The sequence below is a fragment of the Pantoea sp. y20 genome (assembly GCF_054903455.1).
Genome location: NZ_CM142816.1, coordinates 4,154,723 through 4,181,243, shown reverse-complemented (window position 1 = coordinate 4,181,243; position 26,521 = coordinate 4,154,723). Strand labels below are relative to the sequence as shown.

The window sequence follows — 26,521 nt, the reverse complement described above, 5'->3', positions numbered from 1 at the left end:
ACCATGAAAGATGTCGCCCGCCTGGCGGGCGTCTCTACCTCCACCGTTTCACACGTCATCAATAACAATCGCTTTGTTAGCGAGCAGGTGCGTGAAAAGGTGGAACAGGCGATTCGTGAGCTGAACTATGCGCCGTCCGCGCTGGCACGCAGCCTGAAGATCAAACAAACCCGCACCATCGGCATGCTGCTGACCGCCAGCAGTAACCCGTTTTATTCCGAAGTGGTGCGCGGCGTAGAAAACAGCTGTTACGAACGCGGCTATAGCCTGATTCTGTGTAATACCGAAGGCGATGAAGAGCGTATGAATCGCAGCCTCGAAACGCTGATGCAAAAGCGCGTCGATGGTTTACTGATGATGTGCACCGAAACCCATCTGCCGTCGGCGGAGATCCTCAATCGTTATCCCTCGGTACCGATGGTGATGATGGACTGGGCGCCATTTGAAGGACGCGGCGACATTATTCAGGACAACGCGCTGCTCGGCGGCGAACTGGCAACCCAGCATCTGATTGATCGTGGCTACACGCGCATTGCCTGTATTGCCGGGCCGCAGGATAAAACCCCCGCGCGTTTGCGTCTTGAAGGTTTCCATAAAGCGATGGCCAACAGCGGATTATCGGTTCTGCCGGGTTTTGTGGTTGATGGTGATTTCGAGTTTCAGGGCGGCTTCAACGCCATGAATCAACTGCTGACGCTGGATACGCTGCCAGAAGCGATATTTACCAGCAACGATGCGATGGCGGTTGGCGTCTATCACGCCTTGTTCCAGGCCGGATTGCGCGTGCCGCAGGATATTGCGGTGATGGGCTATGACAACATTGAGCTGGCGCGTTACCTGACTCCGCCGCTTAGTACCATCCATCAGCCGAAAGATGAGTTAGGTGAACTGGCGATTGATACCTTGATTCATCGTATGAGCGATCCCGACGCCAGTCAGCAAACGCTGGTGCTGACGCCGGAGCTGGTGGAGCGCGGTTCGGTCTAAGTCGCTTTCTTCTTTTTCTCGCGGTTGGCGATCAGATTACGCCCATCGCTCGGACGTAACATCATAAAGGTAAAGGCAGACAACACCGTGACGACGCCCATCGTCAGGAAGGTGGCGTGGAATTGCGCGACGGTTGTGGCCTCGACATCCTGATAGAAACGCAGCACTGCGGCACTCACCGCCACGCCAAAGCTGATCGACAGCTGCTGCGTTACCGCTAGCACACTGTTCCCGCCGCTGGCGTTCTCATCATTTAAATCTGCCAGCGTGATGGTGTTCATCGCGGTGAACTGCGTTGACATCGCCATCCCCAGAATCAACAGTGCCGCCAGCAACATCACCACGCTGCCACCCGGCGATTGCAGTGAGAAGGTGGCGATCAATATGCCAATAATAATGGTGATACCTACCAACGTATGGCGATAACCAAAGCGGCGTAGCACTTGCGTCACCGTGGATTTCGCCAGCAACGCGCCAATCGCCGTTGGACCCATCATGCAACCGGCAATCAGTGCGGGAAAACCAAAGCCCACCTGCAACATCAGCGGCATCAGGAACGGAATGCAGCCGGTTCCCAGACGCGAAGCTATGTTGCCAATGATGCCGACCGAGAAGGTGCGGGTTTTAAACATTGGCAGATTAATCAGCGGTGCCGGATGGCGACGCGCGTGCACTATATAGAGAAGAAGTAATGCAATGCCGCCAAACAGCACCAACAACGCTTGCCACGGCAACACCACGCGCTCGCCAAACAACTCGATACCGACCGAGATCAGCACCAGACCCAAACCAAACAGCAGGAAGCCTGAAAAGTCGAAGCGGCGTTTTGGGGTAGTGAAGTCCGGCATATATTTGCGTGCGTAGAAGATGCCAGCGATACCGATGGGAATGTTGAGGAGGAATATCCAGTGCCAGCTGGCGTAGGTCACTAACAATCCGCCCAGCATTGGGCCCAGAATCGGGCCTACTAAACCCGGCATGGTAACGAAGTTCAGCACCGGCAGCAGTTCACTGCGTGGATAAGCGCGTAACAACGCCAGGCGCGCGACGGGCATCATCATCGCCCCGCCTATCCCTTGTACCACGCGCGAGACCACCAACATGCTCAGCGAGCCGGATAAGGCGCAGGCCAGCGAACCCAGCGTAAATAGCGATACCGCAAGAATGAAGATTTTGCGTGTGCCGTAGCGATCGGCTAACCAGCCACTCACCGGAATCAGCATCGCTACCGTTAACGTGTAACTGATGATGGCGGATTGCATGGCAAGAGGGGAACGTTCAAGGCTGGTGGCGATAGCAGGAAGCGCAGTATTCAGGATGGTGGCATCAAGTGCTTGCATGAAAAACGCCATGGCGGCGATCCAGGGCAAGCCGGCCATGCTGCGCGCGGAGCGAATCATTGAAAGTCCTTCTCGAATAATTGTCAGCCTGCGACAAAGAAATTACGTTTGGTTAAAGAGAATAGCATTGGTGTTTAAGGTGATGGCGCTGATTTATGCCGATGAAGCGGCGATTTTGACTGATTCTTCGCCGGGAAATGTCCGTTTTTAACGCGTTCGTTTAAAAAAGAGGCGCTCAGTCATTTTTTTGCAATTAACCCTTGTCAGCTCCGAATAACTCCCTATAATGCGCCACCACTGAGACGGCAAAGCGGCAACGCAGACGGCTTGGCAGGGAGTGAAGAAATTCATTCCGCCGGATGAAAGCGCTGAAAAAAGTGTTTGACTCCGAAGGAGAGTAGCGTAGTATACGCCACCTCGCGACAGACGGTTCAGCCGCTGTTCGCAACGCTCTTTAACAATTTATCAGACAATCTGTGTGGGCACTCGCAGGATTGATATCCGCGTCTCCGGACGCAAAAAAATATCAAAGCCTCACGAGTGAACACATAATGAAATTCATTATGACGTTTTACAGATGAGCATCGCTGAACTTGTTTCAGCAAATCAAACTTAAATTGAAGAGTTTGATCATGGCTCAGATTGAACGCTGGCGGCAGGCCTAACACATGCAAGTCGAACGGTAGCACAGAGAGCTTGCTCTCGGGTGACGAGTGGCGGACGGGTGAGTAATGTCTGGGAAACTGCCCGATGGAGGGGGATAACTACTGGAAACGGTAGCTAATACCGCATAACGTCGCAAGACCAAAGTGGGGGACCTTCGGGCCTCACACCATCGGATGTGCCCAGATGGGATTAGCTAGTAGGTGGGGTAATGGCTCACCTAGGCGACGATCCCTAGCTGGTCTGAGAGGATGACCAGCCACACTGGAACTGAGACACGGTCCAGACTCCTACGGGAGGCAGCAGTGGGGAATATTGCACAATGGGCGCAAGCCTGATGCAGCCATGCCGCGTGTATGAAGAAGGCCTTCGGGTTGTAAAGTACTTTCAGCGGGGAGGAAGGCGGTGAAGTTAATAGCTTCACCGATTGACGTTACCCGCAGAAGAAGCACCGGCTAACTCCGTGCCAGCAGCCGCGGTAATACGGAGGGTGCAAGCGTTAATCGGAATTACTGGGCGTAAAGCGCACGCAGGCGGTCTGTCAAGTCGGATGTGAAATCCCCGGGCTTAACCTGGGAACTGCATTCGAAACTGGCAGGCTGGAGTCTTGTAGAGGGGGGTAGAATTCCAGGTGTAGCGGTGAAATGCGTAGAGATCTGGAGGAATACCGGTGGCGAAGGCGGCCCCCTGGACAAAGACTGACGCTCAGGTGCGAAAGCGTGGGGAGCAAACAGGATTAGATACCCTGGTAGTCCACGCCGTAAACGATGTCGACTTGGAGGTTGTTCCCTTGAGGAGTGGCTTCCGGAGCTAACGCGTTAAGTCGACCGCCTGGGGAGTACGGCCGCAAGGTTAAAACTCAAATGAATTGACGGGGGCCCGCACAAGCGGTGGAGCATGTGGTTTAATTCGATGCAACGCGAAGAACCTTACCTACTCTTGACATCCAGAGAACTTAGCAGAGATGCTTTGGTGCCTTCGGGAACTCTGAGACAGGTGCTGCATGGCTGTCGTCAGCTCGTGTTGTGAAATGTTGGGTTAAGTCCCGCAACGAGCGCAACCCTTATCCTTTGTTGCCAGCGGTTCGGCCGGGAACTCAAAGGAGACTGCCAGTGATAAACTGGAGGAAGGTGGGGATGACGTCAAGTCATCATGGCCCTTACGAGTAGGGCTACACACGTGCTACAATGGCGCATACAAAGAGAAGCGACCTCGCGAGAGCAAGCGGACCTCATAAAGTGCGTCGTAGTCCGGATCGGAGTCTGCAACTCGACTCCGTGAAGTCGGAATCGCTAGTAATCGTAGATCAGAATGCTACGGTGAATACGTTCCCGGGCCTTGTACACACCGCCCGTCACACCATGGGAGTGGGTTGCAAAAGAAGTAGGTAGCTTAACCTTCGGGAGGGCGCTTACCACTTTGTGATTCATGACTGGGGTGAAGTCGTAACAAGGTAACCGTAGGGGAACCTGCGGTTGGATCACCTCCTTACCTGAAGATACCTTCCCGCGAAGTGCTCACACAGATTGTCTGATAGAAAGTAATGAGCAAGACGGCTGCGAAGTCGTGACACTATCGTGTCCCCTTCGTCTAGCGGTTAGGACTCCGCCCTTTCACGGCGGCAACAGGGGTTCGAATCCCCTAGGGGACGCCACTTGCTTGGTGACAGGTGAAAGGTGTCTCCACGATGTATCTCAAACGAAGCTTACGAGCTGCGTCTGAGATACTGCTCTTTAACAATCCGGAACAAGCTGAAAATTGAAACGACGTATCGTCTTCATTCTCCGTAATAAGAATGAAGCGGCGATATGTTCGAGTCTCTCAAATGCTTGCAGTCTGCACGCGTTGCAAAACGCCTGTGGGTTGTGAGGTTAAGTGACTAAGCGTACACGGTGGATGCCCTGGCAGTCAGAGGCGATGAAGGACGTGCTAATCTGCGTAAAGCGTCGGTAAGGTGATATGAACCGCTACAGCCGACGATGTCCGAATGGGGAAACCCGGTGCACCCAGTGCATCATCGCAACATGAATACATAGTGTTGCGAGGCGAACCCGGGGAACTGAAACATCTAAGTACCCGGAGGAAAAGAAATCAACCGAGATTCCCCCAGTAGCGGCGAGCGAACGGGGAACAGCCCAGAACCTGAATCAGTTTGTGCGTTAGTGGAAGCGTCTGGAAAGTCGCACGATACCGGGTGATAGTCCCGTACACGAAAGTGCACATTCTGTGAGTTCGAAGAGTAGGGCGGGACACGTGGTATCCTGTCTGAATATGGGGGGACCATCCTCCAAGGCTAAATACTCCTGACTGACCGATAGTGAACCAGTACCGTGAGGGAAAGGCGAAAAGAACCCCGGCGAGGGGAGTGAAACAGAACCTGAAACCGTGTACGTACAAGCAGTGGGAGCCTCTTTAATGGGGTGACTGCGTACCTTTTGTATAATGGGTCAGCGACTTATATTCTGTAGCAAGGTTAACCGTATAGGGGAGCCGCAGGGAAACCGAGTCTTAACTGGGCGTTAAGTTGCAGGGTATAGACCCGAAACCCGGTGATCTAGCCATGGGCAGGTTGAAGGTTGGGTAACACTAACTGGAGGACCGAACCGACTAATGTTGAAAAATTAGCGGATGACTTGTGGCTGGGGGTGAAAGGCCAATCAAACCGGGAGATAGCTGGTTCTCCCCGAAAGCTATTTAGGTAGCGCCTCGTGAACTCATCTCCGGGGGTAGAGCACTGTTTCGGCTAGGGGGCCATCCCGGCTTACCAACCCGATGCAAACTGCGAATACCGGAGAATGTTATCACGGGAGACACACGGCGGGTGCTAACGTCCGTCGTGAAGAGGGAAACAACCCAGACCGCCAGCTAAGGTCCCAAAGTCATGGTTAAGTGGGAAACGATGTGGGAAGGCACAGACAGCCAGGATGTTGGCTTAGAAGCAGCCATCATTTAAAGAAAGCGTAATAGCTCACTGGTCGAGTCGGCCTGCGCGGAAGATGTAACGGGGCTAAACCATGCACCGAAGCTGCGGCAGCGACACTATGTGTTGTTGGGTAGGGGAGCGTTCTGTAAGCCGTTGAAGGTGTGCTGTGAGGCATGCTGGAGGTATCAGAAGTGCGAATGCTGACATAAGTAACGATAAAGCGGGTGAAAAGCCCGCTCGCCGGAAGACCAAGGGTTCCTGTTCAACGTTAATCGGAGCAGGGTGAGTCGACCCCTAAGGCGAGGCTGAAAAGCGTAGTCGATGGGAAGCAGGTTAATATTCCTGCACTTGGTGTTACTGCGAAGGGGGGACGGAGAAGGCTAGGTTATCCGGGCGACGGTTGTCCCGGTTTAAGCGTGTAGGCTGATACCTTTGGTAAATCCGGGGTATCTTAAGGCTGAGGCGTGACGACGAGCCACCACGGTGGTGAAGTAACTGATGCCCTGCTTCCAGGAAAAGCCTCTAAGCTCCAGGTAACACGAAATCGTACCCCAAACCGACACAGGTGGTCAGGTAGAGAATACCAAGGCGCTTGAGAGAACTCGGGTGAAGGAACTAGGCAAAATGGTGCCGTAACTTCGGGAGAAGGCACGCTGTCATCAGGTGAAGTCCCTCGCGGATGGAGCTGAAGGCAGTCGAAGATACCAGCTGGCTGCAACTGTTTATTAAAAACACAGCACTGTGCAAACACGAAAGTGGACGTATACGGTGTGACGCCTGCCCGGTGCCGGAAGGTTAATTGATGGGGTTATCCGCAAGGAGAAGCTCTTGATCGAAGCCCCGGTAAACGGCGGCCGTAACTATAACGGTCCTAAGGTAGCGAAATTCCTTGTCGGGTAAGTTCCGACCTGCACGAATGGCGTAATGATGGCCAGGCTGTCTCCACCCGAGACTCAGTGAAATTGAAATCGCTGTGAAGATGCAGTGTACCCGCGGCAAGACGGAAAGACCCCGTGAACCTTTACTATAGCTTGACACTGAACATTGAGCCTTGATGTGTAGGATAGGTGGGAGGCTTTGAAGCGTGGACGCCAGTCTGCGTGGAGCCAACCTTGAAATACCACCCTTTAATGTTTGATGTTCTAACGTAGGCCCGTAATCCGGGCTGCGGACAGTGTCTGGTGGGTAGTTTGACTGGGGCGGTCTCCTCCCAAAGAGTAACGGAGGAGCACGAAGGTTGGCTAATCCTGGTCGGACATCAGGAGGTTAGTGCAATGGCATAAGCCAGCTTGACTGCGAGAGTGACGGCTCGAGCAGGTGCGAAAGCAGGTCATAGTGATCCGGTGGTTCTGAATGGAAGGGCCATCGCTCAACGGATAAAAGGTACTCCGGGGATAACAGGCTGATACCGCCCAAGAGTTCATATCGACGGCGGTGTTTGGCACCTCGATGTCGGCTCATCACATCCTGGGGCTGAAGTAGGTCCCAAGGGTACGGCTGTTCGCCGTTTAAAGTGGTACGCGAGCTGGGTTTAGAACGTCGTGAGACAGTTCGGTCCCTATCTGCCGTGGGCGCTGGAGAATTGAGGGGGGTTGCTCCTAGTACGAGAGGACCGGAGTGAACGCACCACTGGTGTTCGGGTTGTCATGCCAATGGCACTGCCCGGTAGCTAAGTGCGGAAAAGATAAGTGCTGAAAGCATCTAAGCACGAAACTTGCCCCGAGATGAGTTCTCCCTGACTCCTTGAGAGTCCTGAAGGGACGTTGAAGACTACGACGTTGATAGGCCGGATGTGTAAGCGCAGCGATGCGTTGAGCTAACCGGTACTAATGACCCGTGAGGCTTAACCTTACAACGCCAGAGGCGTTTTGGTCTGAGAGACCGGATATTTTCAGCTTGTTTACGGACTGGTCTGCGGCGCCTGAGAGGGGGCTGCGGACGAAACAGAATTTGCCTGGCGGCTTTAGCGCGGTGGTCCCACCTGACCCCATGCCGAACTCAGAAGTGAAACGCCGTAGCGCCGATGGTAGTGTGGGGTCTCCCCATGCGAGAGTAGGGAACTGCCAGGCATCAAATAGTGAAGAAGCCCCGGACGAAAGTCCGGGGCTTTTTTACGTCTGAATGTTAGCTAAAAACTGGCTATTTCAATGCTTTTTAAGCCACTGAACAATAAAATCGGCAACCTGCATTGGCTGATTAATATCCAATATGGGCAAATTCAGTTCCATATCCTCATCAGTAGCGACGGCAATCACATACTGATCCAGCAAATCCTTAATCTCACCTTTAACGCCACGCCGCCAAAGTGCAATTTTGGGGACCGGCTCATCTTTGAAGCCCTCGACCAGCACCAGATCCAACGTTGAGCTATCCATCTGTGATGCTAATTGCATTAGGCTTAAAGGCTTATTAGGTGATTCAACCATCAATGCCCAGCGCTGATTACTGGCGACGATCACCTGATCCGCCCCAGCTTTACGCAGCAAATAACTGTCTTTCCCCGGCGTATCGATATCCATCTGATGATGTGTGTGCTTAATTAAGCCTGATCGAATCCCCTGAGTTTTGAGAAGTGGAATGACTTGCTCAAGCAAAGTGGTTTTTCCTGTCCCGCTCCATGCGGAAATCGCCAGTAAGCGCACACTCATAAATACTTTTCCTCATTCATGAGATCGTCTGGCGTATTGATATTGCGGAACGCAGATTCTGGGTCTGAAAACGCAATAGCATGCCCGCCATGCTCATGTAAGAACTGCATTAAACGTCGCTCGCCGCGCAGTAGCCAGGTTTCAAGATCATCAGCCAATGCGCAATTGACCAGCGCTAAGGCTGGATGATCACGCTGGGAGGATTTCACCCACACAGCGGGCGCATCATTACGCTGTTGCCACAGACGCGCGACAAAGTCATTGGGGATCCATGGCGTATCACAAGCGCAGAAAGCGACCCATTCGTTTTTACTGCTGCGTAAACCACTGAGCATGCCAGCCAGCGGTCCGGGATAATCGGGCAATGTATCGATAACCACCTGACAACCGCTTGCCTGATAGCGATCAATGTTACGGTTAGCGCTTATCAACACAATATTGACCTGCGGCCGGAATCGCCGCAAAACGTGCTGATAAAGGTGTTCACCCTGTAACATCAATAACCCCTTATCCTGGCCTCCCATACGACTGCCTTGGCCACCCGCGAGGATCACGCCGGTAAATGCTGTCATATTCGTCTCCTTGCTTCATTCTGGACGATACTTACTTAGCGGCAGCGTACCATCTGCATAAAGGAATCAATGATGAAATATCACCGACTCAATGAACTGCTCGAGCTTCTGCAACCCGCATGGCAGAAGGATGCCGATCTCAACTTGCTGGCATTTTTGCAAAAACTGGCGCAGGAATCTGGTTTCAGTGGCTCATTAAGTGAATTAACCGATGATGTATTGATTTACCATCTCAAAATGCGTGACACAGATAGCCAGAGTGCCATTCCCGGCCTGAAAAAGGATTATGAAGTGGACTTCAAAACCGCGCTATTACGTGCACGCGGTGTGATTAAGGATGATGAGTAATGTTATCCTTGCGCATTAATCGCAAAGGTAACACACAGGCAAAAAGATGAGCGAAGCCGCCTTTAATTTCCAGACGTTGAATCCCGATGTCATCCTTGATGCACTTTGGGATGCGGGTCTGCGTGTCGAATCAGGCTTAACCGCCCTCAATAGCTATGAAAACCGCGTCTATCAGTTCAGCGACGATGATAAACGCCGCTATGTGGCTAAGTTTTATCGTCCGCAGCGCTGGAGCGCGCAACAGATCCTTGAAGAGCATCAGTTCACTCAGCATTTATTAGAGGATGAAGTGCCGGTTGCCGCGCCGCTCGTTCTGCAGGGCAGCACGTTGAATCATCATGCCGGCTTCATGTTCGCGGTCTTCCCCAGTTTAGGCGGACGGCAGTATGAAACTGATAACGAGGATCAGATGGAATGGGTTGGCCGCTTTCTGGGGCGCATCCATCAAACCGCCAGGCAAAGCCTGTTTCAGCAGCGACCCACCTTCGGCCTTGAAGAGTATATTTTTCAACCGCGTCGGGAGCTGGAACAAAGCGCGTTAGTACCGGCTTCACTTAAAGACTTGCTGCTTGCTGCCGTTGATAAGCTCAGCGCGACGCTGCAGCAGCGCTGGCATAGCCATTGGCAGCCGTTAAGGTTGCACGGCGATTGCCATCCCGGCAATATTCTGTGGCGTGAAGGCCCGATGTTTGTCGATCTTGATGATGCCCGTAACGGGCCAGCAGTGCAGGATTTATGGGTGCTGGTCAATGGCGATCGTCAGGAACAGTTGATTCAATGGGACATTTTGCTGGAAGCCTATAATGAATTCGGTGATTTTGATTTACATGAATTGTCACTGATTGAACCTTTACGCGCTATGCGCATGGTTTATTATTTGGCCTGGGTAGTACGCCGCTGGCAGGATCCCGCTTTTCCGCGCGCCTTCCCCTGGATGACAGATGAGGATTTTTGGCGCCGGCAGATTGCATTATTTATCGAGCAGGAAAGGCTGTTACACGAACCGCCGTTGCAGCTTAGCCCGCAATATTAATGAAGTACTCAGGAGATTGTTTCACGATGAAAAAGATCATGTTTGCGCTGGTAGGTTTAATGCTGGCATTTGGCGCCTCGGCGGCACAGTTCAACGATGGTAAGCAGTTCGTTACTTTGCCAAAGCCAGTGGCGGGTGAGCCGCAGGTTCTGGAGTTCTTCTCCTTCTTCTGCCCACATTGCTACCAGTTCGAACGCGTTTATCACGTGAGCGAGGCAGTGAAAAAGAACCTGCCGGCGGACACGAAAGTGACCAAATACCACGTTGATTTCCTTGGTGGTCAATTCGGTCCGGTTGTCACTCAGGCATGGGCTGTTGCCATGGCGCTAGGCGTAGAAAGCAAAGTTACTGCACCGATTTTCGACGGTATTCAGAAAACCCAAACCGTTACCGATGCAGCAAGCCTGAAAGAGACTTTTATTAAAGCGGCGGGTATCTCTTCAGAAGATTACGATGCAGCGTGGAATAGCTTCGCAGTAAAAGCGCTGGTTGCGCAGCAGCAGAAAGCAGCAGCAGACGTCAATCTGCAAGGTGTGCCAGCGATCTTCGTTAACGGCAAATATATGGTTAACAACGGCGGCCTGGATACCAGCTCAATGGACAACTTCGTTGCTGATTACGCCAATGTAGTGAAGTTCCTGGTAGAAAAGAAGTAATTTAGTTTTTAGAACGCCGGCACTGCCGGCGTTTTTTATTGCCTTCATTCTCTTATTTATGCGATGTATTTATTAACCCTTCGCTTAATATCCACATGGACGATCGTCTTTTCATTAGGGCGAGCAAGATCACGATAAGTATTTAACTTGCTGATATAAATGATTTTTTAATGTTAAAGTAATTGCAATTAACGTAAATAACAATACGTTATGATTTTTACGCACAAACTTATCCACAGTTTGATCCTTGCGATCTGTGCCGCGTAACGACGAAAAAGATCCTGACTTCCCCGAGTGCATTCAACATTCTCCTCTGGTTGTGGCATCCTTATAGCCCTCATTATCGCAACGAAGAAAATACGAACCTATGGCGCAAATTGCAGAAAATCCCCTGATTCTGGTCGACGGCTCATCTTATCTGTACCGTGCATATCATGCCTTTCCGCCGCTAACGAACAGTGCAGGCGAGCCAACTGGCGCCATGTATGGTGTGCTCAACATGTTGAAAAGCCTGTTGATGCAGTATCAGCCAAGCCATGTGGCTGTGGTCTTCGATGCGAAAGGCAAAACCTTCCGCGATGAGCTTTTTGAACACTACAAATCGCACCGTCCGCCGATGCCAGACGATCTGCGTGCGCAGATTGAGCCGCTGCATGAAATGGTGAAGGCGATGGGCCTGCCGCTGTTGGCGGTATCTGGCGTTGAGGCGGATGACGTTATCGGTACGCTGGCGCTAGAGGCGGAAAAACTCGGCCGTCCGGTGTTGATCAGCACCGGCGATAAAGATATGGCGCAGTTAGTGACGCCTGCGATCACCTTGATCAACACCATGACGAATACCGTGCTCGGTCCGGAAGAGGTCGAGCAGAAATATGGCGTGCCGCCAGCACTGATTATCGATTTCCTCGCCATGATGGGCGACAGCTCGGACAACATTCCAGGCGTGCCGGGAGTCGGTGAGAAAACCGCGCAGGCGTTGCTGCAAGGCTTGGGCGGTATGCAGTCAATCTATGACAATCTCGATAAAGTGGCCGATCTCTCGTTCCGCGGTGCGAAAACCATGGCGGCGAAGCTGGAGCAAAATCGCGACGTCGCGTTCCTGTCTTATCAGCTGGCAACCATCAAAACCGACGTTGAATTGGATCTGACCTGCGATCAGCTTGTCGTCAATGAACCCAATGTCGAAGCGCTGCAAACCTTGTTTAGCCGTTATGAATTTAAGCGCTGGATCACCGATTTGCAGGATGGTTCATGGCTGCAACAAGGTAAGAAGAGCAACGCGCAGGCTAAGAAACCGCAGCTCAGCGAACCTGCTGCGCCCGCTGCCGAAGCGACCAGCGTGCTCTCTGCGGATGGCTACGTCACTATCCTCGATGAAGCGACATTTGCCGCATGGCTCAAAAAGCTGAAAAGCGCCGAGCTCTTCGCTTTCGATCTTGAGACCGACTCGCTGGATACTTTAAGCGCCAATATTGTCGGCATTGGTTTTGCCGTCGCGCCGGGTGAAGCCGCTTATCTGCCGGTCGCCCACGATTATCTGGATGCGCCAGATCAGCTGGATCGCAGCGAAGTGCTGAAGCAGCTAAAACCGCTGCTAGAAGATGGTAACGCGCCGAAGGTTGGTCAGAATCTCAAATACGATCGCGGCGTGCTGAAGAATTACGACATTGAACTGAACGGCATCAAATTCGACACCATGCTGGAATCTTATTGCCTGAACAGCGTGGGCGGAAAACACGATATGGATAGTCTGGCCGCGCGCTGGCTAAACCATAAAACGGTGACTTTCGAAGAGATCGCGGGTAAAGGTAAAAATCAGCTCACTTTTAATCAGATTGCTATCGAGCAAGCAGGACACTATGCGGCGGAAGATGCCGATGTCACGCTGCAATTGCATCTGAAAATGTGGGAGAAACTGGAGCCGGAAGCGGGGCCGAAACAGGTATTTGAAGAGATCGAAATGCCGTTGTTGAAGGTGATATCGCGGATTGAGCGCAACGGCGTGCTGATTGACCAGAATATCCTGGCGAAACACTCGCAGGAGCTGACCACGCGTGTGGCCGAGCTTGAGCTGAAAGCGCACGAGCTGGCAGGCGAACCGTTTAATCTCTCTTCACCTAAACAGCTGCAAACCATTCTGTTTGAAAAGCAGGGTATTAAACCGACCAAGAAAACGCCGGGCGGCGCGCCGTCGACCAGCGAAGAGGTGCTGGCTGAGCTGGCGCTTGATTATCCACTGCCGAAAGTGATTCTGGAACATCGTGGTTTATCGAAGTTGAAATCGACTTACACCGATAAGCTGCCACTAATGATCAATCCGCTTACCGGCCGCGTACATACATCCTATCATCAGGCGGTAACGGCGACGGGACGACTCTCGTCTACCGATCCTAACCTGCAGAATATCCCGGTGCGCAACGAAGAAGGGCGCCGAATCCGCCAGGCGTTTGTCGCCGGATCGGGCAATCGTATTGTTGCCGCGGACTACTCACAGATTGAACTGCGTATCATGGCGCATCTGTCGCAAGACAAAGGCCTGCTGGATGCGTTTGCCCAGGGCGAAGATATCCACCGTGCCACCGCATCAGAAGTGTTTGGTGTGGCGTTAAGCAAAGTTTCAGGTGAGCAGCGTCGCAGTGCCAAGGCGATCAACTTTGGTCTGATCTACGGAATGAGCGCGTTTGGTCTTTCCCGCCAGCTCAATATCGGTGCGGGTGAGGCAAAGAAATACATGGATCTCTACTTTGAACGCTATCCGGGCGTGCTGCGTTATATGGAAGAGACGCGCGCGAAGGCAGCAGAGAAAGGCTATGTAGAAACGCTCGATGGTCGTCGTTTGTGGCTGCCTGATATCACCTCCAGCAATGCGATTCGTCGTAAAGCGGCGGAGCGAGCGGCGATTAATGCCCCAATGCAAGGCACGGCAGCAGACATCATCAAACGCGCGATGATTGCGGTGGATGGCTGGCTGTTGGAGCAAAAAGACGATGCCGTACGCATGATTATGCAAGTACACGATGAACTGGTATTTGAGATCCGCAGCGATGCGGTGGATAGCGCCATTAAGACCATCCGTGATCTGATGGAGAACAGCATGAAGCTGGATGTGCCGCTGCAGGTGGAAGTAGGCACCGGCGATAACTGGGATGAGGCACACTGATCATGCTGATTCAGCGGTATTTGCGTGCCGCTGGCATCATCATAAGAAAAAAGTTTACTTAATCGGTTCAGCAACCTCACAAAGCGGTCTATTAAATGCGCGTTTTGTAACTGCCTATCGTCTAAGCATTTTTTTAGTAATTAAACTACATCGAACGCGTGAAAGTGTGATGAGCTTAGTAAAAAAGATGTCGAATCCTGAAACTTAACAACAAAAAACCCTTTGTAGGGCGCTGAAAATCAGGTAGAGTTTGTCGCGTAGGGTACAGAGGTAAGATGTTCTATCTTTCAGACCTTTTACTTCACGTAATCGGATTTGGCTGAATATTTAGCCGCCCCAGTCATTTATGACTGGGGCGTTTTTTATTGGGCTTTTTCTCAAAAGCCGCAACAAAATCACTCTGCTGTTTATTCGCCGTCGCCTTCTTGCGCTGGCTCCAGTTCGCTAAACCAGCTGTCCAGCTTCTTACGCACAATATCAACGCCCATCTTCTTCAGCGACGAGAACATTTCCACCTGCACATCACCGTTAAAGGCCAGCGACGCTTCGCGCACCATCGTCAGCTGTGCTTTACGTGCGCCGGATGCCAGTTTGTCGGCTTTGGTCAGTAAGACCAGCACGGGAATCTGGCTCTGCACGGCCCATTCAATCATGTTCTGATCGAGGTCTTTCAGCGGATGGCGAATATCCATCAATACCACCAGACCCTTCAGCGCCTGACGTTTTTGCAAATATTCCGCCAGCGAGCGCTGCCATTTGCGCTTCATCTCTTCCGGAACCTGGGCATAGCCATAACCGGGTAAATCGACCAGACATTTACCTTCAACCACTTCAAACAGGTTAATCAGCTGAGTACGACCTGGCGTTTTACTGGTACGGGCCAGACCTTTTTGGTTAGTGATGGTGTTCAGCGCGCTGGATTTGCCTGCATTCGAGCGCCCGGCAAAAGCAACTTCAATACCCACATCCGCCGGTAAGTGGCGAATATCGGGGGCGCTGAGCATGAAATGGGTCATGTGATAGTTCAAAGCAGACAAAGTGAAACTCCAGCAAAATGAATCGGGCAATTGGGCTGATTATACCTGTAATGGCGCAAAAGTGCCCGATAGCGTCCAAATGCGCCATTTTGTAAGAGATCTATGATTTTTACTGCCAGCGATTACCGCTTCATGGAATATTAACAATCCATTTAGATTTTATATTTCAATGATTTGAAATGAATTTAGGAAATGCCACTCTAAAATAGAGACAAGTCTCACTTGTTCATTTTACCTATTAGTCTACATTTGTTGTCAGTGCACGGCAGCACCCATCAGGATGATGAGCTCAGGAGTGTCGGGGATGACCAAGAGCATGGCGGGAAGCGATTCAGGCAGGAATCGAACAAGGACAGGGATTAATCGCAGGAGCGATGTGGCGATGGAGCAACCGGGACGTTGTGAGCCGTAAAGGATTTATTCAGTGTTTCCTTCATATGAAGGTGCGATAAAAGGCGATAGCATAGGCTATCGCCTTTTTTCTTTGCTTACTTTCTGCTAGATTTCGCCGCAATTCTATACTGAACTCACAAAGCACCGCCGAGACCGGACACCATGAAGCAACCTGCATCAGCCCCGCGTGGCAAACCTGCTGCGAAAGCCAAACGCAAATCGCGTGAAGACCTTAATCAGGAAGCGCGCGATCGCAAACGCGATAAAAAACATAGCGGCCATAAATCTGGCAGCCGCGCCAATCCTGAAACGCAAGCCGCTGGCAAAGGTCAGGGTAAAAAAGCTCAGGATCCACGCCTGGGCAGCAAAAAGCCGATCGCATTAGTTGCTGATGGTAAAACCCAGCCGGCAAAAAAGCCTGAAGCGAAACCAAAGCCAAAAGCAGAAAAAGTTCGCCTGACGCCACAAGAAGAGCTGGCGAAGCTGGAAAATGACGAACGTCTGGATACGCTGCTGGATCGCCTGGAAAACGGTGAAACCTTGAGTGGCGAAGATCAGGCCTGGCTGGATCAAACCTTAGACCGCATCGATGAGCTGATGGAAACGCTGGGCATCGCGCTGGATGACGAAGCGGAAGATGAGCAGGCTGAAGAAGATATGATGCGCCTGCTAAAAGGCAATTGAGGCAAATTTTGATCGGCATGCGTTTTCGCGCATGCCGCGCTAAACAGGTATTCACCTATGTTTTGGCCTGGATCAATTTTCGCGCTGCTGCTGACATGTTATCTGCTCTGGTTATTGTTTAAACTACGCCGCCTGTCGCGTCTTAAGTCGCGTTTACGTCGGCGTTCAGCCCATCGCTTCGTCCACTCTTCAGCTACGCGACCCTCTCTCAGACGACGTCACCGTAAGGAGTGAGCATGTCATCGCAGCAGATTGATTGGGATCAGCGCCTCATCGAAAAATACAACTACGCTGGCCCACGTTATACCTCTTATCCCACCGCGCTCGAATTCAGTGAGAAATTTGGTGAGGCAGATTTTCAGCAAGCCGTGCAACGCTATCCCGATCGTCCGTTATCGCTGTATGTGCACATCCCGTTTTGCCATCGGCTTTGTTATTTTTGTGGCTGCAATAAAATCGTGACGCGCCAGCTGCATAAAGCCGATCGCTACCTTGATGTGCTGGAGCAGGAAATTCGTCAGCGTGCGCCCTTATTTGCGGGCCGCTGCGTCACTCAATTGCACTGGGGTGGTGGCACGCCGACATTCCTCAACCAGCAGCAGGTGAGCCGGCTGGTGGCGCTGCTACGCGAGCATTTTACGATTGCCGATGACGTCGAAATGTCGATCGAGGTTGATCCACGTGAAATCGAACTGGAGATGATCGATCATCTGCGCGCGGAAGGTTTTAATCGCCTGAGCATGGGCGTGCAGGACTTTAATAAAGCGGTGCAGGAGCGCGTGAATCGCGTGCAGGATGAAGAAACCATCTTCGCTCTGGTGCAGCGTGCGCGTGAGCAAGGCTTCCGTTCGGTCAGCCTTGATCTGATTTATGGCTTACCGCTGCAAACGCCGGAAAGCTTCGCCTTTACTTTACAGCGCGTTATTGCACTCAATCCCGATCGCCTCAGCGTCTTCAATTATGCGCACATGCCTTCACTGTTCGCTGCGCAGCGTAAAATTAAAGATGAGGAGCTGCCAGGTGCAGCACAGAAACTGCAGATCCTGCAGGAAACCATCGCCACCTTAACCGGCGAAGGCTATCAGTTTATCGGTATGGATCACTTCGCGCGTCCGGATGATGAGCTGGCGGTGGCACAACGCGCTGGCGAACTGCATCGTAATTTTCAGGGTTACACCACACAGGGCGAAACCGATTTGCTCGGTTTGGGCGTGTCGGCCATCAGCATGCTGGGCGACAGCTATGCGCAAAATCACAAAGAGTTGAAAGCCTATTACGCAGATGTCGAGCAGCGCGGCAATGCGCTGTGGCGCGGGCTTACCTTGAGTAACGATGATTGTTTGCGCCGCGATGTGATTAAAGCCTTAATCTGTAATTTCGCACTGGATTTTGCCGCGGTCGAGGCGCAATACCCGGTTGAGTTTGAACACTATTTTGCCGAGGATTTAGCGCTGTTAGCGCCGCTGGTGGCGGATGGATTGGTGGAGCAGCACGGTCGCAGCCTGCACGTTACCGGCGTCGGTCGGTTGCTGATACGTAACATCTGTATGTGCTTCGATGTGTATATGCGCCAAAAGGTGCGCATGCAGCAATTCTCGCGAGTGATATAAAAAACGGGGAGCCTATTCGCTCCCCGGTTTCAAAACGCATAACGTGCGCGTTATTCCATTCCCAGCTCTTTCAACTTACGCGTCAGGGTATTTCGTCCCCAGCCGAGCAAGCGCGCCGCTTCCTGTTTGTGCCCTTGTGTATGACGTAGCGCGGTGGTGAGCAGCGTGCGCTCCATCTCCGGCTGTGCTTCCGACAACAGGTTTTGATGACCGGAACGTAAGGCGCGATCTGCCCACTGCGCCAGCAGCGTAGCCCAGCTGTCCGGCAAAGATTGCACCGGATTGTCTGGCGTGCTGGATTCAAACAGTTCAGGCGGCAGATCCTGAATCAACACTTCCTGGCCAGCTGCCATCACCGTCAACCAGCGACAGGTATTTTCCAGCTGGCGCACGTTACCGGACCAATGCAGACGCGTCAGCGCGGTTTCGGTTTCCGGATGCAGAATCTTTGCTTCCACCCCTAACTCACGTGCAGCAACCTGCAGGAAGTAACGCGCCAGGCGCGGAATATCTTCGCGTCGTTCACGCAGCGGCGGCAGATGAACGCGGATCACGTTAAGACGATGGAACAAGTCTTCACGGAATTTGCCTTCCTGCACGCGCAGCTCAAGATTCTGGTGGGTTGCCGCGATGATACGCACATCCACTTTCACCGGCGCATAGCCGCCAACGCGATAAAACTGGCCATCGGCCAATACGCGCAATAAGCGGGTTTGCACATCAAGCGGCATATCACCAATTTCATCAAGGAACAGCGTGCCGCCATCGGCCTGCTCAAAACGTCCCTGACGAATCTGGTTGGCACCGGTGAACGCGCCTTTCTCGTGACCAAATAGCTCTGATTCAATCAAATCTTTGGGAATCGCCGCCATGTTCAGCGCGATAAAAGGAGATTTTGCACGTGGACTGTGGCGATGCAGCGCATGTGCCACCAACTCTTTACCGGTACCGGATTCACCGTTGATCAGCACGCTAATTGAGGAGCGTGAAAGACGACCAATGATGCGGAACACATCCTGCATTGCCGGCGCTTCGCCGATAATGTCGGTGGTTGGGCCGCTGACGGGCTGATTACGCGGCTGCTGCTGCTCCTGATAATGGCTTATCGCACGTTCAACCAGCGCGACCGCTTCATCAATATCAAACGGCTTTGGCAGGTAATCAAACGCACCTTGCTGATAAGCGCTGACGGCCGCATCCAGATCGGAGTGTGCGGTCATAATGATCACCGGTAGCATCGGATGGCGCTGCTTAATCTGTTTCAGCAGCGCAAGTCCATCCATGCCAGGCATACGAATGTCTGACAATAATACGTCTGGGGTTTTGCTTGCGAGCGCGTCCAATACCTCGTTAGCGCTGTCAAAGGTTGCACAGCTCAAACCGGCTCCAGTGAGTGCCCTTTCAAGCACCCAGCGGATGGAGCTATCGTCATCGACGATCCAGACTATCCCTCGTTGCATAGAAACCTCACTGGCGAATAGGCAGGTAAACCGAGAATTCGGTGTGACCTGGCCAACTGTTAAATTCTATTTTTCCTGAATGCTGATCGATCAGGCTACGGGCGATGGACAGACCTAAACCGGTGCCGCCTTCGCGTCCGCTAACCATCGGATAGAACAGGGTATCTTGTAGCTGGGCCGGAATGCCTGGGCCGTCATCTTCAATATCAATACGCGCGACTAAGCGGTAACGCGTGCCGTGCAGGGTGAGCTGGAAGGCGGTACGCGTACGAATCACAATGGTGCCGCCTTCATCGCCCAATGCCTGCAGCGCGTTTCGCACCACATTCAACAGCACTTGTTCAATCTGGTCGGGATCGTGCGGCAGTTCCGGCAGGCTTGGGTCGTAATCGCGCACCAGCGAAACGTTATCCGGCAGCTCCATCGACACCAGATTCACCACGCGTTCGGCAACCTGATGAATACTTTGCGTTACGTGCAAGCCCGGCTGTTGCGGGCCAAGCAGACGATCAACCAGATTACGCAGGCGGTCGGCTTGCTCAATGATGATGCGCGTATATTCATGCAGGGAAGGATCGGGTAACGCGCGAGTCAGTAGCTGCGCGGCGCCACGTAATCCTCCCAGCGGGTTTTTAATCTCATGCGCCAGACCGCGCACTAAATCGCGGGCAGCGACCTGCTGAGCATGCTGAATTTGTTCCTGGCTAAGACGACGTTGATTATCCATCGGCGCCATTTCCAGCAGAATAAAGCCATCCGGTAAGCGCTGTGCCGTGAGCGACATAATGTGCGCGCGGCCATCAACCACCAGAGTGACTTCGCTATCGGTAAAGCCCTGGCCAGCTCCGAGACTCTCGCTCATCACCTCAATATTCAGCGAAAAATAGCCGGTTAATTCCGGTAATGGCGTGCCGAACAATTTACGTGAGCTTTGCGCCAGTAATTGCTGAGCCGCCGGATTGGCGTAATGGATAACTAAATCGTTATCGACCAGCAAAATACTGTTGATCAGGGAGTTGAGAATCTGCCCCGCGTCGGGCAGCGTGCCAGTTGCCATACAGCGTTCCTCTGCACTAATTTAGTGCATCATAGCCTTTCAGGACGGAAATCTGTGCTTCGAACCATGAATGCGCGGAGAAAAAAGCCCATCCGGAGATGGGCTAAAGTTTCCACGGCAATTAAAAATCTTTCAGGCTGTTCACGCAGCAAAAAGAGTGCGTGAACAGGGAGCTGAAATTTTTAAATTAAACGCTGTAGTACAGTTCGAACTCAACTGGGTGCGGAGTCATACGCACGCGGTCAACTTCTGGCTTACGCAGTTCGATGTACGCATCGATAGCGTCATCAGTGAACACGCCGCCACGGGTCAGGAACTCGCGGTCTTCGTTCAGTGCGTTCAGCGCTTCTTCCAGAGAACCTGCAACTTTTGGAATCTCAGCTTCTTCTTCCGGTGGCAGGTCATACAGGTTTTTGTCCATCGCATCGCCAGGGTGGATCTTGTTGATAACACCATCAAGACCGGCCATCAGCAGCGCGGTGAATGCCAGGTATGGGTTAGCCGCTGGATCCGGGAAGCGTGCTTCGATACGACGTGCTTTCGGGCTGGCAACCACTGGGATACGGATAGAAGCAGAACGGTTACGGGCAGAGTAAGCCAGCATAACTGGCGCTTCGTAGCCTGGGACCAGACGCTTGTAGGAGTTGGTGGTTGGGTTCGCCAGGGCGTTGATCGCTTTAGCGTGCTTGATGATACCGCCAATATAGAACAGAGCAGTTTCAGACAGGCCGCCGTACTTGTCGCCAGAGAACAGGTTCACGCCGCCTTTTGACAGAGACATGTGGCAGTGCATACCAGAACCGTTATCGCCGAACATTGGCTTAGGCATAAAGGTTGCCGTTTTGCCGTACGCGTGAGCAACGTTGTGCACCACGTATTTGTAGATCTGAATTTCGTCAGCTTTTTTGGTCATGGTGTTGAAGCGGGTTGCCACTTCGTTCTGACCAGCTGTGGCTACTTCGTGGTGATGTGCTTCAACCACCAGACCCATCTGCTCCATGGTCAGACACATAGCAGAACGGATGTCCTGTGCTGAGTCAACCGGTGGCACTGGGAAGTAACCGCCTTTCAGACCTGGACGGTGACCTTTGTTACCGCCTTCGTACTCTTTACCGGTGTTCCAGGCTGCTTCGATATCGTCGATAGCCACGTGTGAACCTGAAGTAGTAGAACCGAAACGGATGTCATCGAACAGGAAGAACTCTGGCTCTGGTCCAAACAGCACGGTATCCGCGATGCCTGAAGAACGCAGGAACTCTTCTGCACGCTTAGCAATGGAGCGTGGGTCACGGTCGTAGCCCTGCAGTGTGCCTGGCTCAAGGATGTCGCAACGGATGATCAGGGTCGAGTCTTCGAAGAACGGATCCATGACTGCAGTGGTTGCATCCGGCATCAGCACCATGTCTGATTCGTTAATGCCTTTCCAGCCACCGATGGAGGAGCCATCGAACATTTTGCCTTCTTCGAAGAAGTCAGCGTTAACCTGGTGAGCAGGGATAGTAACGTGCTGTTCTTTACCTTTGGTATCGGTAAAACGCAGGTCAACAAACTTAACTTCATGCTCGTTCATCATCGAGAGAACGTGTTCAGCGGACATACTCAACTCTCCTGGAAATGGTCATTATCGTCATGGTGAGAGAACTTCGTTGCCGGGAATGTGTCACGACTGCTGACCACTCCTAACCAAAGATCTCGGCAAGCTCTTTCAACCGTTTTATAACTGTCGTTTTCGCTTAAAATATATAAAGCGAATTCTGTGCCAACTTTATGACAATGGCGAAAATGGCGCTACAATGCGCCCTTTCGTGAGTCGAAGGCTGCACCAGGATGGATTGCATGCATCGTTATGGTGCGCCACAGGTGAAGTTAAGCACCAATTTGGTGCAAATTACTATCGCAGTGCAGATTAATGCACCGAAAACGGTGCTAAAAACCAGCGCTATAAGAAACTTTCGGCGAAATCTGTGATCATGTTCAGTCTTCCGCTTAATCCGTGTACAATACCGCGTTATTTCTATAATGCCTGAGGCAAAGCTGTGATCGAAAATTTGCGTAACATCGCCATCATCGCGCACGTTGACCATGGTAAGACCACCCTGGTTGACAAGCTGCTCCAACAGTCCGGTACTTTTGATGCTCGTACCGAAGCGACTGAGCGCGTAATGGACTCCAACGATTTGGAGAAAGAGCGTGGGATTACCATCCTCGCAAAAAACACCGCCATCAAATGGAATGACTACCGTATCAACATCGTTGATACCCCAGGACACGCCGACTTCGGTGGTGAAGTGGAGCGCGTCATGTCCATGGTGGATTCGGTGCTGCTGGTTGTAGATGCGATGGATGGCCCTATGCCGCAAACCCGCTTCGTAACCAAGAAAGCATTTGCTCATGGTTTGAAGCCGATTGTGGTTATCAACAAAGTTGACCGTCCGGGCGCGCGTCCTGATTGGGTTGTTGATCAGGTATTTGACCTGTTCGTTAACCTGGATGCGACTGACGAGCAGCTGGACTTCCCGATTATCTTCGCTTCGGCGCTGAACGGTATCGCGGGTCTGGAACATACCGACATGGCTGACGACATGACCCCGCTGTATCAGGCGATCGTTGACCACGTTTCTCCACCTCAGGTTGAAGTTGAAGCGCCACTGCAGATGCAGATCTCGCAGCTGGACTACAACAACTATCTGGGCGTGATCGGCATCGGCCGCATCAAGCGCGGTACTGTGAAGCCGAACCAGCAGGTCACTATCATTGATAGCGAAGGCAAAACCCGTAACGGTAAAGTCGGTAAAGTGCTGGGCCACCTTGGTCTGGAGCGCATTGAAAGCACTCTGGCGGAAGCGGGCGACATCATCGCGATCACCGGTCTGGGCGAGCTGAACATTTCTGACACCATCTGCGACACGCAGAATGTGGAAGCGCTGCCAGCCCTGAGCGTTGATGAGCCAACCGTTACCATGTTCTTCAACGTGAACACCTCACCGTTCTGCGGTAAAGAAGGTAAGTTCGTGACCTCGCGCCAGATCCTGGAGCGTTTGAACAAAGAGCTGGTACACAACGTGGCACTGCGCGTTGAAGAAACCGAAGATTCGGATGCGTTCCGCGTTTCCGGTCGTGGTGAGCTGCACTTGTCGGTTCTGATCGAAAACATGCGTCGTGAAGGTTTCGAGCTGGCGGTATCCCGTCCGAAAGTTATCTTCCGCGAGCACGAAGGCCGTAAGCAGGAGCCATTCGAAAACGTGACCCTCGACATCGAAGAAACCCATCAGGGTTCTGTGATGCAAGCGATGGGTGAGCGTAAAGGCGACCTGAAAAACATGGATCCAGATGGTAAAGGCCGTGTACGTCTCGACTACATGATCCCAAGCCGTGGTCTGATCGGCTTCCGTAACGAATTCATGACCATGACTTCAGGTACCGGTCTGCTGTACTCCACCTTCAGCCACTATGACGATGTTCGTCCGGGCGAAGTGGGCCAGCGTCAGAACGGCGTGCTGATCTCTAACGGTCAGGGTAAAGCGGTAGCGTTCGCCCTGTTCGGTCTGCAGGATCGCGGCAAGCTGTTCCTCGGTCACGGTGCGGAAGTGTATGAAGGCCAGATCATTGGTATTCACAGCCGTTCTAACGACCTGACAGTAAACTGCCTGACCGGTAAGAAACTGACCAACATGCGTGCGTCAGGTACTGACGAAGCCACCACTCTGGTTCCACCGCAGAAAATGACCCTGGAACAGGCTATCGAGTTCATCGATGATGACGAACTGGTAGAAGTGACTCCGCTGTCAGTCCGTATTCGTAAACGTCATCTGACCGAGAACGATCGTAAACGTTCTTCTCGCGGCAGCAAAGAGTAAGCGAAACAGTCTGATATTGAGCCCCGCACCCGCGGGGCTTTTTTATGCCTGCAACCCGCTGCAACGCTCGCTTAATGAAGTTTGCCTCCGCTTCCAGATTACTGATTTCCCGCCCCTCGTCCCTGTTCAGCTCCCACTTTTGCCGCTAAAGTGAATGATCCAGGGAACGAAAAGGAGAGGCGTCATGCTGTACATCTTTGATTTAGGCAATGTGATTGTTGATATCGATTTCAATCGTGTGCTCGGCGTCTGGAGCGACTTAGGGCGCGTGCCGTTATCCACGCTACAAAGTCGTTTCCGCATGGATGAGGCTTTTGAGAAACACGAACGTGGCGAAATCAGCGATCCAGAATTCGCTGCGCGCATTTGCGACCAGCTGGATATCGCGTTGAGCTATCCGCAATTCACTGCTGGCTGGCAGGCGGTCTTTGTCGGCGTGCGTCCGGAAACGCTGGCGATCATGAACAAGCTGCGTGCCAATGGCGAGCGCGTGGTGATCCTGTCCAATACCAATCAGCTGCACTTCGAGTTCTGGCCAACCCAATATCCCGATGTTCAACAGGCGGCCGATCATCTTTATATGTCGCAGGATATCGGCATGCGTAAGCCGGAAGCGCGCATCTACAACTATGTGCTGCAGCACGAAGGTTATCAGGCCGATCAGGCGGTATTTTTCGATGATAATCAGGCCAATATCGACGCTGCGCGCGCACTCGGCATTGAGAGCGTGCTGGTGGTTGATGAGAAAACTGTGCCGGACTGGTTTGCAGGTCGTCTCTGAGTGCTGAACCATCGACATCTGCGCCACTCGGCGCATGCCTTTTATTTGTGGGTAAAACTGCTGTGGCGACGCGTTGACGATGACAACATGACGACGCAGGCGGGTAATCTCGCCTACGTCTCATTGCTGGCATTGGTGCCGCTGATTGCCGTGGTGTTCGCTCTGTTTGCTGCTTTTCCGATGTTCTCGGACATCAGCGTGCAGTTGAAGAACTTCATCTTTACCAACTTCATTCCGGCAACGGGCGACGTGATTCAGCGTTATCTCGATCAGTTTGTCGCCAACGTCAATAAGATGACGGCGGTCGGCATTGTGGGGTTGATCGTCACCGCGCTGCTGCTGATGCATTCGGTGGACAGCGCATTGAACGCCATCTGGCGCAGCGATAAACCGCGTCCAATGGTCTACTCCTTTGCTGTTTACTGGATGATCTTAACGCTGGGCCCGCTGCTGGCCGGCGCAAGTTTAGCGCTCAGCTCCTATCTGCTGTCGCTGCGCTGGGTGAACGTCACGGGCGTCACCAGCTTGATCGATCATCTGCTGCGCATATTCCCGCTGTGCCTCTCGATCCTCGCTTTCTGGCTGCTGTATAGCATTGTGCCGACGCGGCGCGTGCCGACGCGTGATGCACTGATCGGCGCCATCGTTGCCGGGTTGCTGTTCGAGCTGGGTAAAAAAGGCTTTGCGCTCTATGTTACGATGTTCCCTTCGTATCAGTTAATTTACGGCGTTCTGGCGGTCATCCCCATTCTGTTCCTATGGGTCTATTGGTCGTGGTGTATTGTGTTGTTAGGCGCGGAAATCACCGTCACGCTGGATGACTATCGCCAGCTAAAACAGCAGGAACGCGAAAAAGAACGTGAGGAAACATGATTGCTTTGATTCAGCGCGTCAGCCGCGCCAGTGTCAGCGTTGACGACGCGACAGTGGGCGAAATTGGCGCCGGCTTGCTGGTGTTATTGGGTGTGGAAAAGGGCGATGACGAACAAAAAGCGCAGCGATTAACCGAGCGCGTGCTGGGCTACCGTATCTTTGCGGATGAGAATGACAAAATGAATCTTAATGTGCAGCAGGCAGGTGGCAGCGTGCTGGTGGTGTCGCAATTCACTCTCGCCGCAGATACCAATAAAGGTATGCGTCCCTCTTTTTCTGGCGGCGCAGAACCGGCGGAAGCCGAGCGCCTCTATGAATACTTTAGCGATTGCTGCCGTGCACAGGGTGTGGCCACCGCAAACGGGCGCTTCGCCGCCAATATGCAGGTTTCGTTGGTAAACGATGGTCCGGTGACCTTCTGGTTACAGGTGTGAGGGTT

The 26,521-nt window shown here is 52.6% G+C and carries 20 protein-coding genes, 1 tRNA gene and 3 rRNA genes; 17 read left to right on the top strand and 7 right to left on the bottom strand.

What is annotated here, in order from left to right; translation table 11 throughout:
• The first annotated feature begins 3 nt into the window (after positions 1–3).
• Positions 4–987, top strand: coding sequence for a ribose operon transcriptional repressor RbsR (rbsR, locus tag ACYAC5_RS19540; RefSeq protein ID WP_309836759.1), 984 nt, complete (start codon positions 4–6; stop codon positions 985–987).
• Here rbsR and mdtD read toward each other — a convergent pair.
• Positions 984–2,387 (bottom strand): multidrug transporter subunit MdtD, encoded by a 1,404-nt coding sequence (mdtD, locus tag ACYAC5_RS19535; protein WP_137386807.1) that lies wholly within the window; start codon positions 2,385–2,387, stop codon positions 984–986. The genes rbsR and mdtD overlap by 4 nt on opposite strands.
• Between mdtD and ACYAC5_RS19530 the strand changes: the two genes are divergently transcribed.
• The 5 genes from ACYAC5_RS19530 (at position 2,326) to rrf (ending at position 7,982) form a co-directional block, all read left to right on the top strand.
• Positions 2,326–2,538, top strand: coding sequence for a hypothetical protein (locus tag ACYAC5_RS19530; RefSeq protein ID WP_167391204.1), 213 nt, complete (start codon positions 2,326–2,328; stop codon positions 2,536–2,538). The genes mdtD and ACYAC5_RS19530 overlap by 62 nt on opposite strands.
• 403 nt (positions 2,539–2,941) lie before the next feature.
• Positions 2,942–4,481: ribosomal RNA gene (locus ACYAC5_RS19525) — 16S ribosomal RNA — on the top strand.
• A gap of 88 nt (positions 4,482–4,569) precedes the next feature.
• Positions 4,570–4,644: transfer RNA gene (locus ACYAC5_RS19520), tRNA-Glu, on the top strand.
• A gap of 215 nt (positions 4,645–4,859) precedes the next feature.
• A 23S ribosomal RNA gene (locus ACYAC5_RS19515) occupies positions 4,860–7,764 on the top strand.
• Positions 7,765–7,866: 102 nt separating this feature from the next.
• Positions 7,867–7,982: ribosomal RNA gene (gene rrf / locus ACYAC5_RS19510) — 5S ribosomal RNA — on the top strand.
• Together the 16S, 23S and 5S rRNA genes with 1 tRNA gene alongside form the textbook arrangement of a ribosomal RNA operon.
• Before the next feature lie 75 nt (positions 7,983–8,057).
• On the opposite strand, the gene mobB is transcribed toward rrf, so the two are convergent.
• Positions 8,058–8,561 carry a molybdopterin-guanine dinucleotide biosynthesis protein MobB gene (mobB, locus tag ACYAC5_RS19505; RefSeq protein WP_309832445.1) on the bottom strand — a complete coding sequence of 168 codons (504 nt, stop codon included), beginning with the start codon at positions 8,559–8,561 and terminating at the stop codon, positions 8,058–8,060.
• Complete coding sequence (gene mobA / locus ACYAC5_RS19500) at positions 8,558–9,133, bottom strand: molybdenum cofactor guanylyltransferase MobA (protein ID WP_101760726.1); 576 nt, start codon at positions 9,131–9,133, stop codon at positions 8,558–8,560. Before mobA ends, mobB begins: the two co-directional genes overlap by 4 nt.
• 72 nt (positions 9,134–9,205) lie before the next feature.
• On the opposite strand from mobA, the gene ACYAC5_RS19495 reads away from it, so the two are divergent.
• The 5 genes from ACYAC5_RS19495 (at position 9,206) to spfP (ending at position 14,653) form a co-directional block, all read left to right on the top strand.
• On the top strand, positions 9,206–9,481 hold the full coding sequence (locus tag ACYAC5_RS19495) for a YihD family protein (RefSeq protein ID WP_309836589.1): 276 nt from the start codon (positions 9,206–9,208) through the stop codon (positions 9,479–9,481).
• A 46-nt stretch (positions 9,482–9,527) separates the two neighbouring features.
• Positions 9,528–10,514 (top strand): serine/threonine protein kinase, encoded by a 987-nt coding sequence (locus ACYAC5_RS19490; protein ID WP_462062159.1) that lies wholly within the window; start codon positions 9,528–9,530, stop codon positions 10,512–10,514.
• 26 nt (positions 10,515–10,540) lie between these two features.
• Positions 10,541–11,170 carry a thiol:disulfide interchange protein DsbA gene (dsbA, locus tag ACYAC5_RS19485; protein ID WP_101760723.1) on the top strand — a complete coding sequence of 210 codons (630 nt, stop codon included), beginning with the start codon at positions 10,541–10,543 and terminating at the stop codon, positions 11,168–11,170.
• A 367-nt stretch (positions 11,171–11,537) separates the two neighbouring features.
• The gene (polA, locus tag ACYAC5_RS19480) at positions 11,538–14,330 is read left to right on the top strand and encodes a DNA polymerase I (protein WP_462062157.1); all 2,793 of its coding nucleotides are present in this window, start codon (positions 11,538–11,540) and stop codon (positions 14,328–14,330) included.
• 275 nt (positions 14,331–14,605) lie between these two features.
• Positions 14,606–14,653 (top strand): small protein SpfP, encoded by a 48-nt coding sequence (gene spfP / locus ACYAC5_RS19475; RefSeq protein ID WP_071892919.1) that lies wholly within the window; start codon positions 14,606–14,608, stop codon positions 14,651–14,653.
• A gap of 84 nt (positions 14,654–14,737) precedes the next feature.
• Here the strand turns inward: spfP and yihA are convergent, their stop codons facing one another.
• The gene (yihA, locus tag ACYAC5_RS19470) at positions 14,738–15,367 is read right to left on the bottom strand and encodes a ribosome biogenesis GTP-binding protein YihA/YsxC (RefSeq protein ID WP_462062156.1); all 630 of its coding nucleotides are present in this window, start codon (positions 15,365–15,367) and stop codon (positions 14,738–14,740) included.
• A gap of 555 nt (positions 15,368–15,922) precedes the next feature.
• Between yihA and yihI the strand changes: the two genes are divergently transcribed.
• Together yihI and hemN are read left to right on the top strand one after the other, a co-directional pair.
• Positions 15,923–16,444: a Der GTPase-activating protein YihI gene (yihI, locus tag ACYAC5_RS19465; protein ID WP_101760720.1), complete on the top strand. Its 522-nt coding sequence runs from the start codon at positions 15,923–15,925 to the stop codon at positions 16,442–16,444.
• A gap of 236 nt (positions 16,445–16,680) precedes the next feature.
• A complete protein-coding gene (hemN, locus tag ACYAC5_RS19460; RefSeq protein WP_192415276.1) occupies positions 16,681–18,054 on the top strand; it encodes an oxygen-independent coproporphyrinogen III oxidase in 1,374 nt (457 codons plus the stop codon).
• A 50-nt stretch (positions 18,055–18,104) separates the two neighbouring features.
• Here the strand turns inward: hemN and glnG are convergent, their stop codons facing one another.
• From glnG to glnA, 3 genes are all read right to left on the bottom strand, one after another.
• Complete coding sequence (glnG, locus tag ACYAC5_RS19455; protein ID WP_008109800.1) at positions 18,105–19,514, bottom strand: nitrogen regulation protein NR(I); 1,410 nt, start codon at positions 19,512–19,514, stop codon at positions 18,105–18,107.
• Between the two features lie 7 nt (positions 19,515–19,521).
• A complete protein-coding gene (glnL, locus tag ACYAC5_RS19450; protein ID WP_008109798.1) occupies positions 19,522–20,571 on the bottom strand; it encodes a nitrogen regulation protein NR(II) in 1,050 nt (349 codons plus the stop codon).
• 187 nt (positions 20,572–20,758) lie between these two features.
• Positions 20,759–22,168, bottom strand: coding sequence for a glutamate--ammonia ligase (gene glnA / locus ACYAC5_RS19445; RefSeq protein WP_462062154.1), 1,410 nt, complete (start codon positions 22,166–22,168; stop codon positions 20,759–20,761).
• Positions 22,169–22,607: 439 nt separating this feature from the next.
• Here glnA and typA point away from each other — a divergent pair, with 439 nt between their 5' ends.
• From typA to dtd, 4 genes are all read left to right on the top strand, one after another.
• Positions 22,608–24,428: a ribosome-dependent GTPase TypA gene (gene typA, locus ACYAC5_RS19440; RefSeq protein WP_008109794.1), complete on the top strand. Its 1,821-nt coding sequence runs from the start codon at positions 22,608–22,610 to the stop codon at positions 24,426–24,428.
• 184 nt (positions 24,429–24,612) lie between these two features.
• Positions 24,613–25,209, top strand: a complete 597-nt coding sequence (gene yihX / locus ACYAC5_RS19435; protein ID WP_101760718.1) for a glucose-1-phosphatase — start codon at positions 24,613–24,615, stop codon at positions 25,207–25,209.
• Entirely contained in the window at positions 25,210–26,082 is an 873-nt protein-coding gene (locus tag ACYAC5_RS19430; RefSeq protein WP_101760717.1) for a virulence factor BrkB family protein, read from the top strand.
• Entirely contained in the window at positions 26,079–26,516 is a 438-nt protein-coding gene (gene dtd, locus ACYAC5_RS19425) for a D-aminoacyl-tRNA deacylase (RefSeq protein WP_101760716.1), read from the top strand. Before ACYAC5_RS19430 ends, dtd begins: the two co-directional genes overlap by 4 nt.
• The last annotated feature ends 5 nt before the right edge of the window (positions 26,517–26,521 follow it).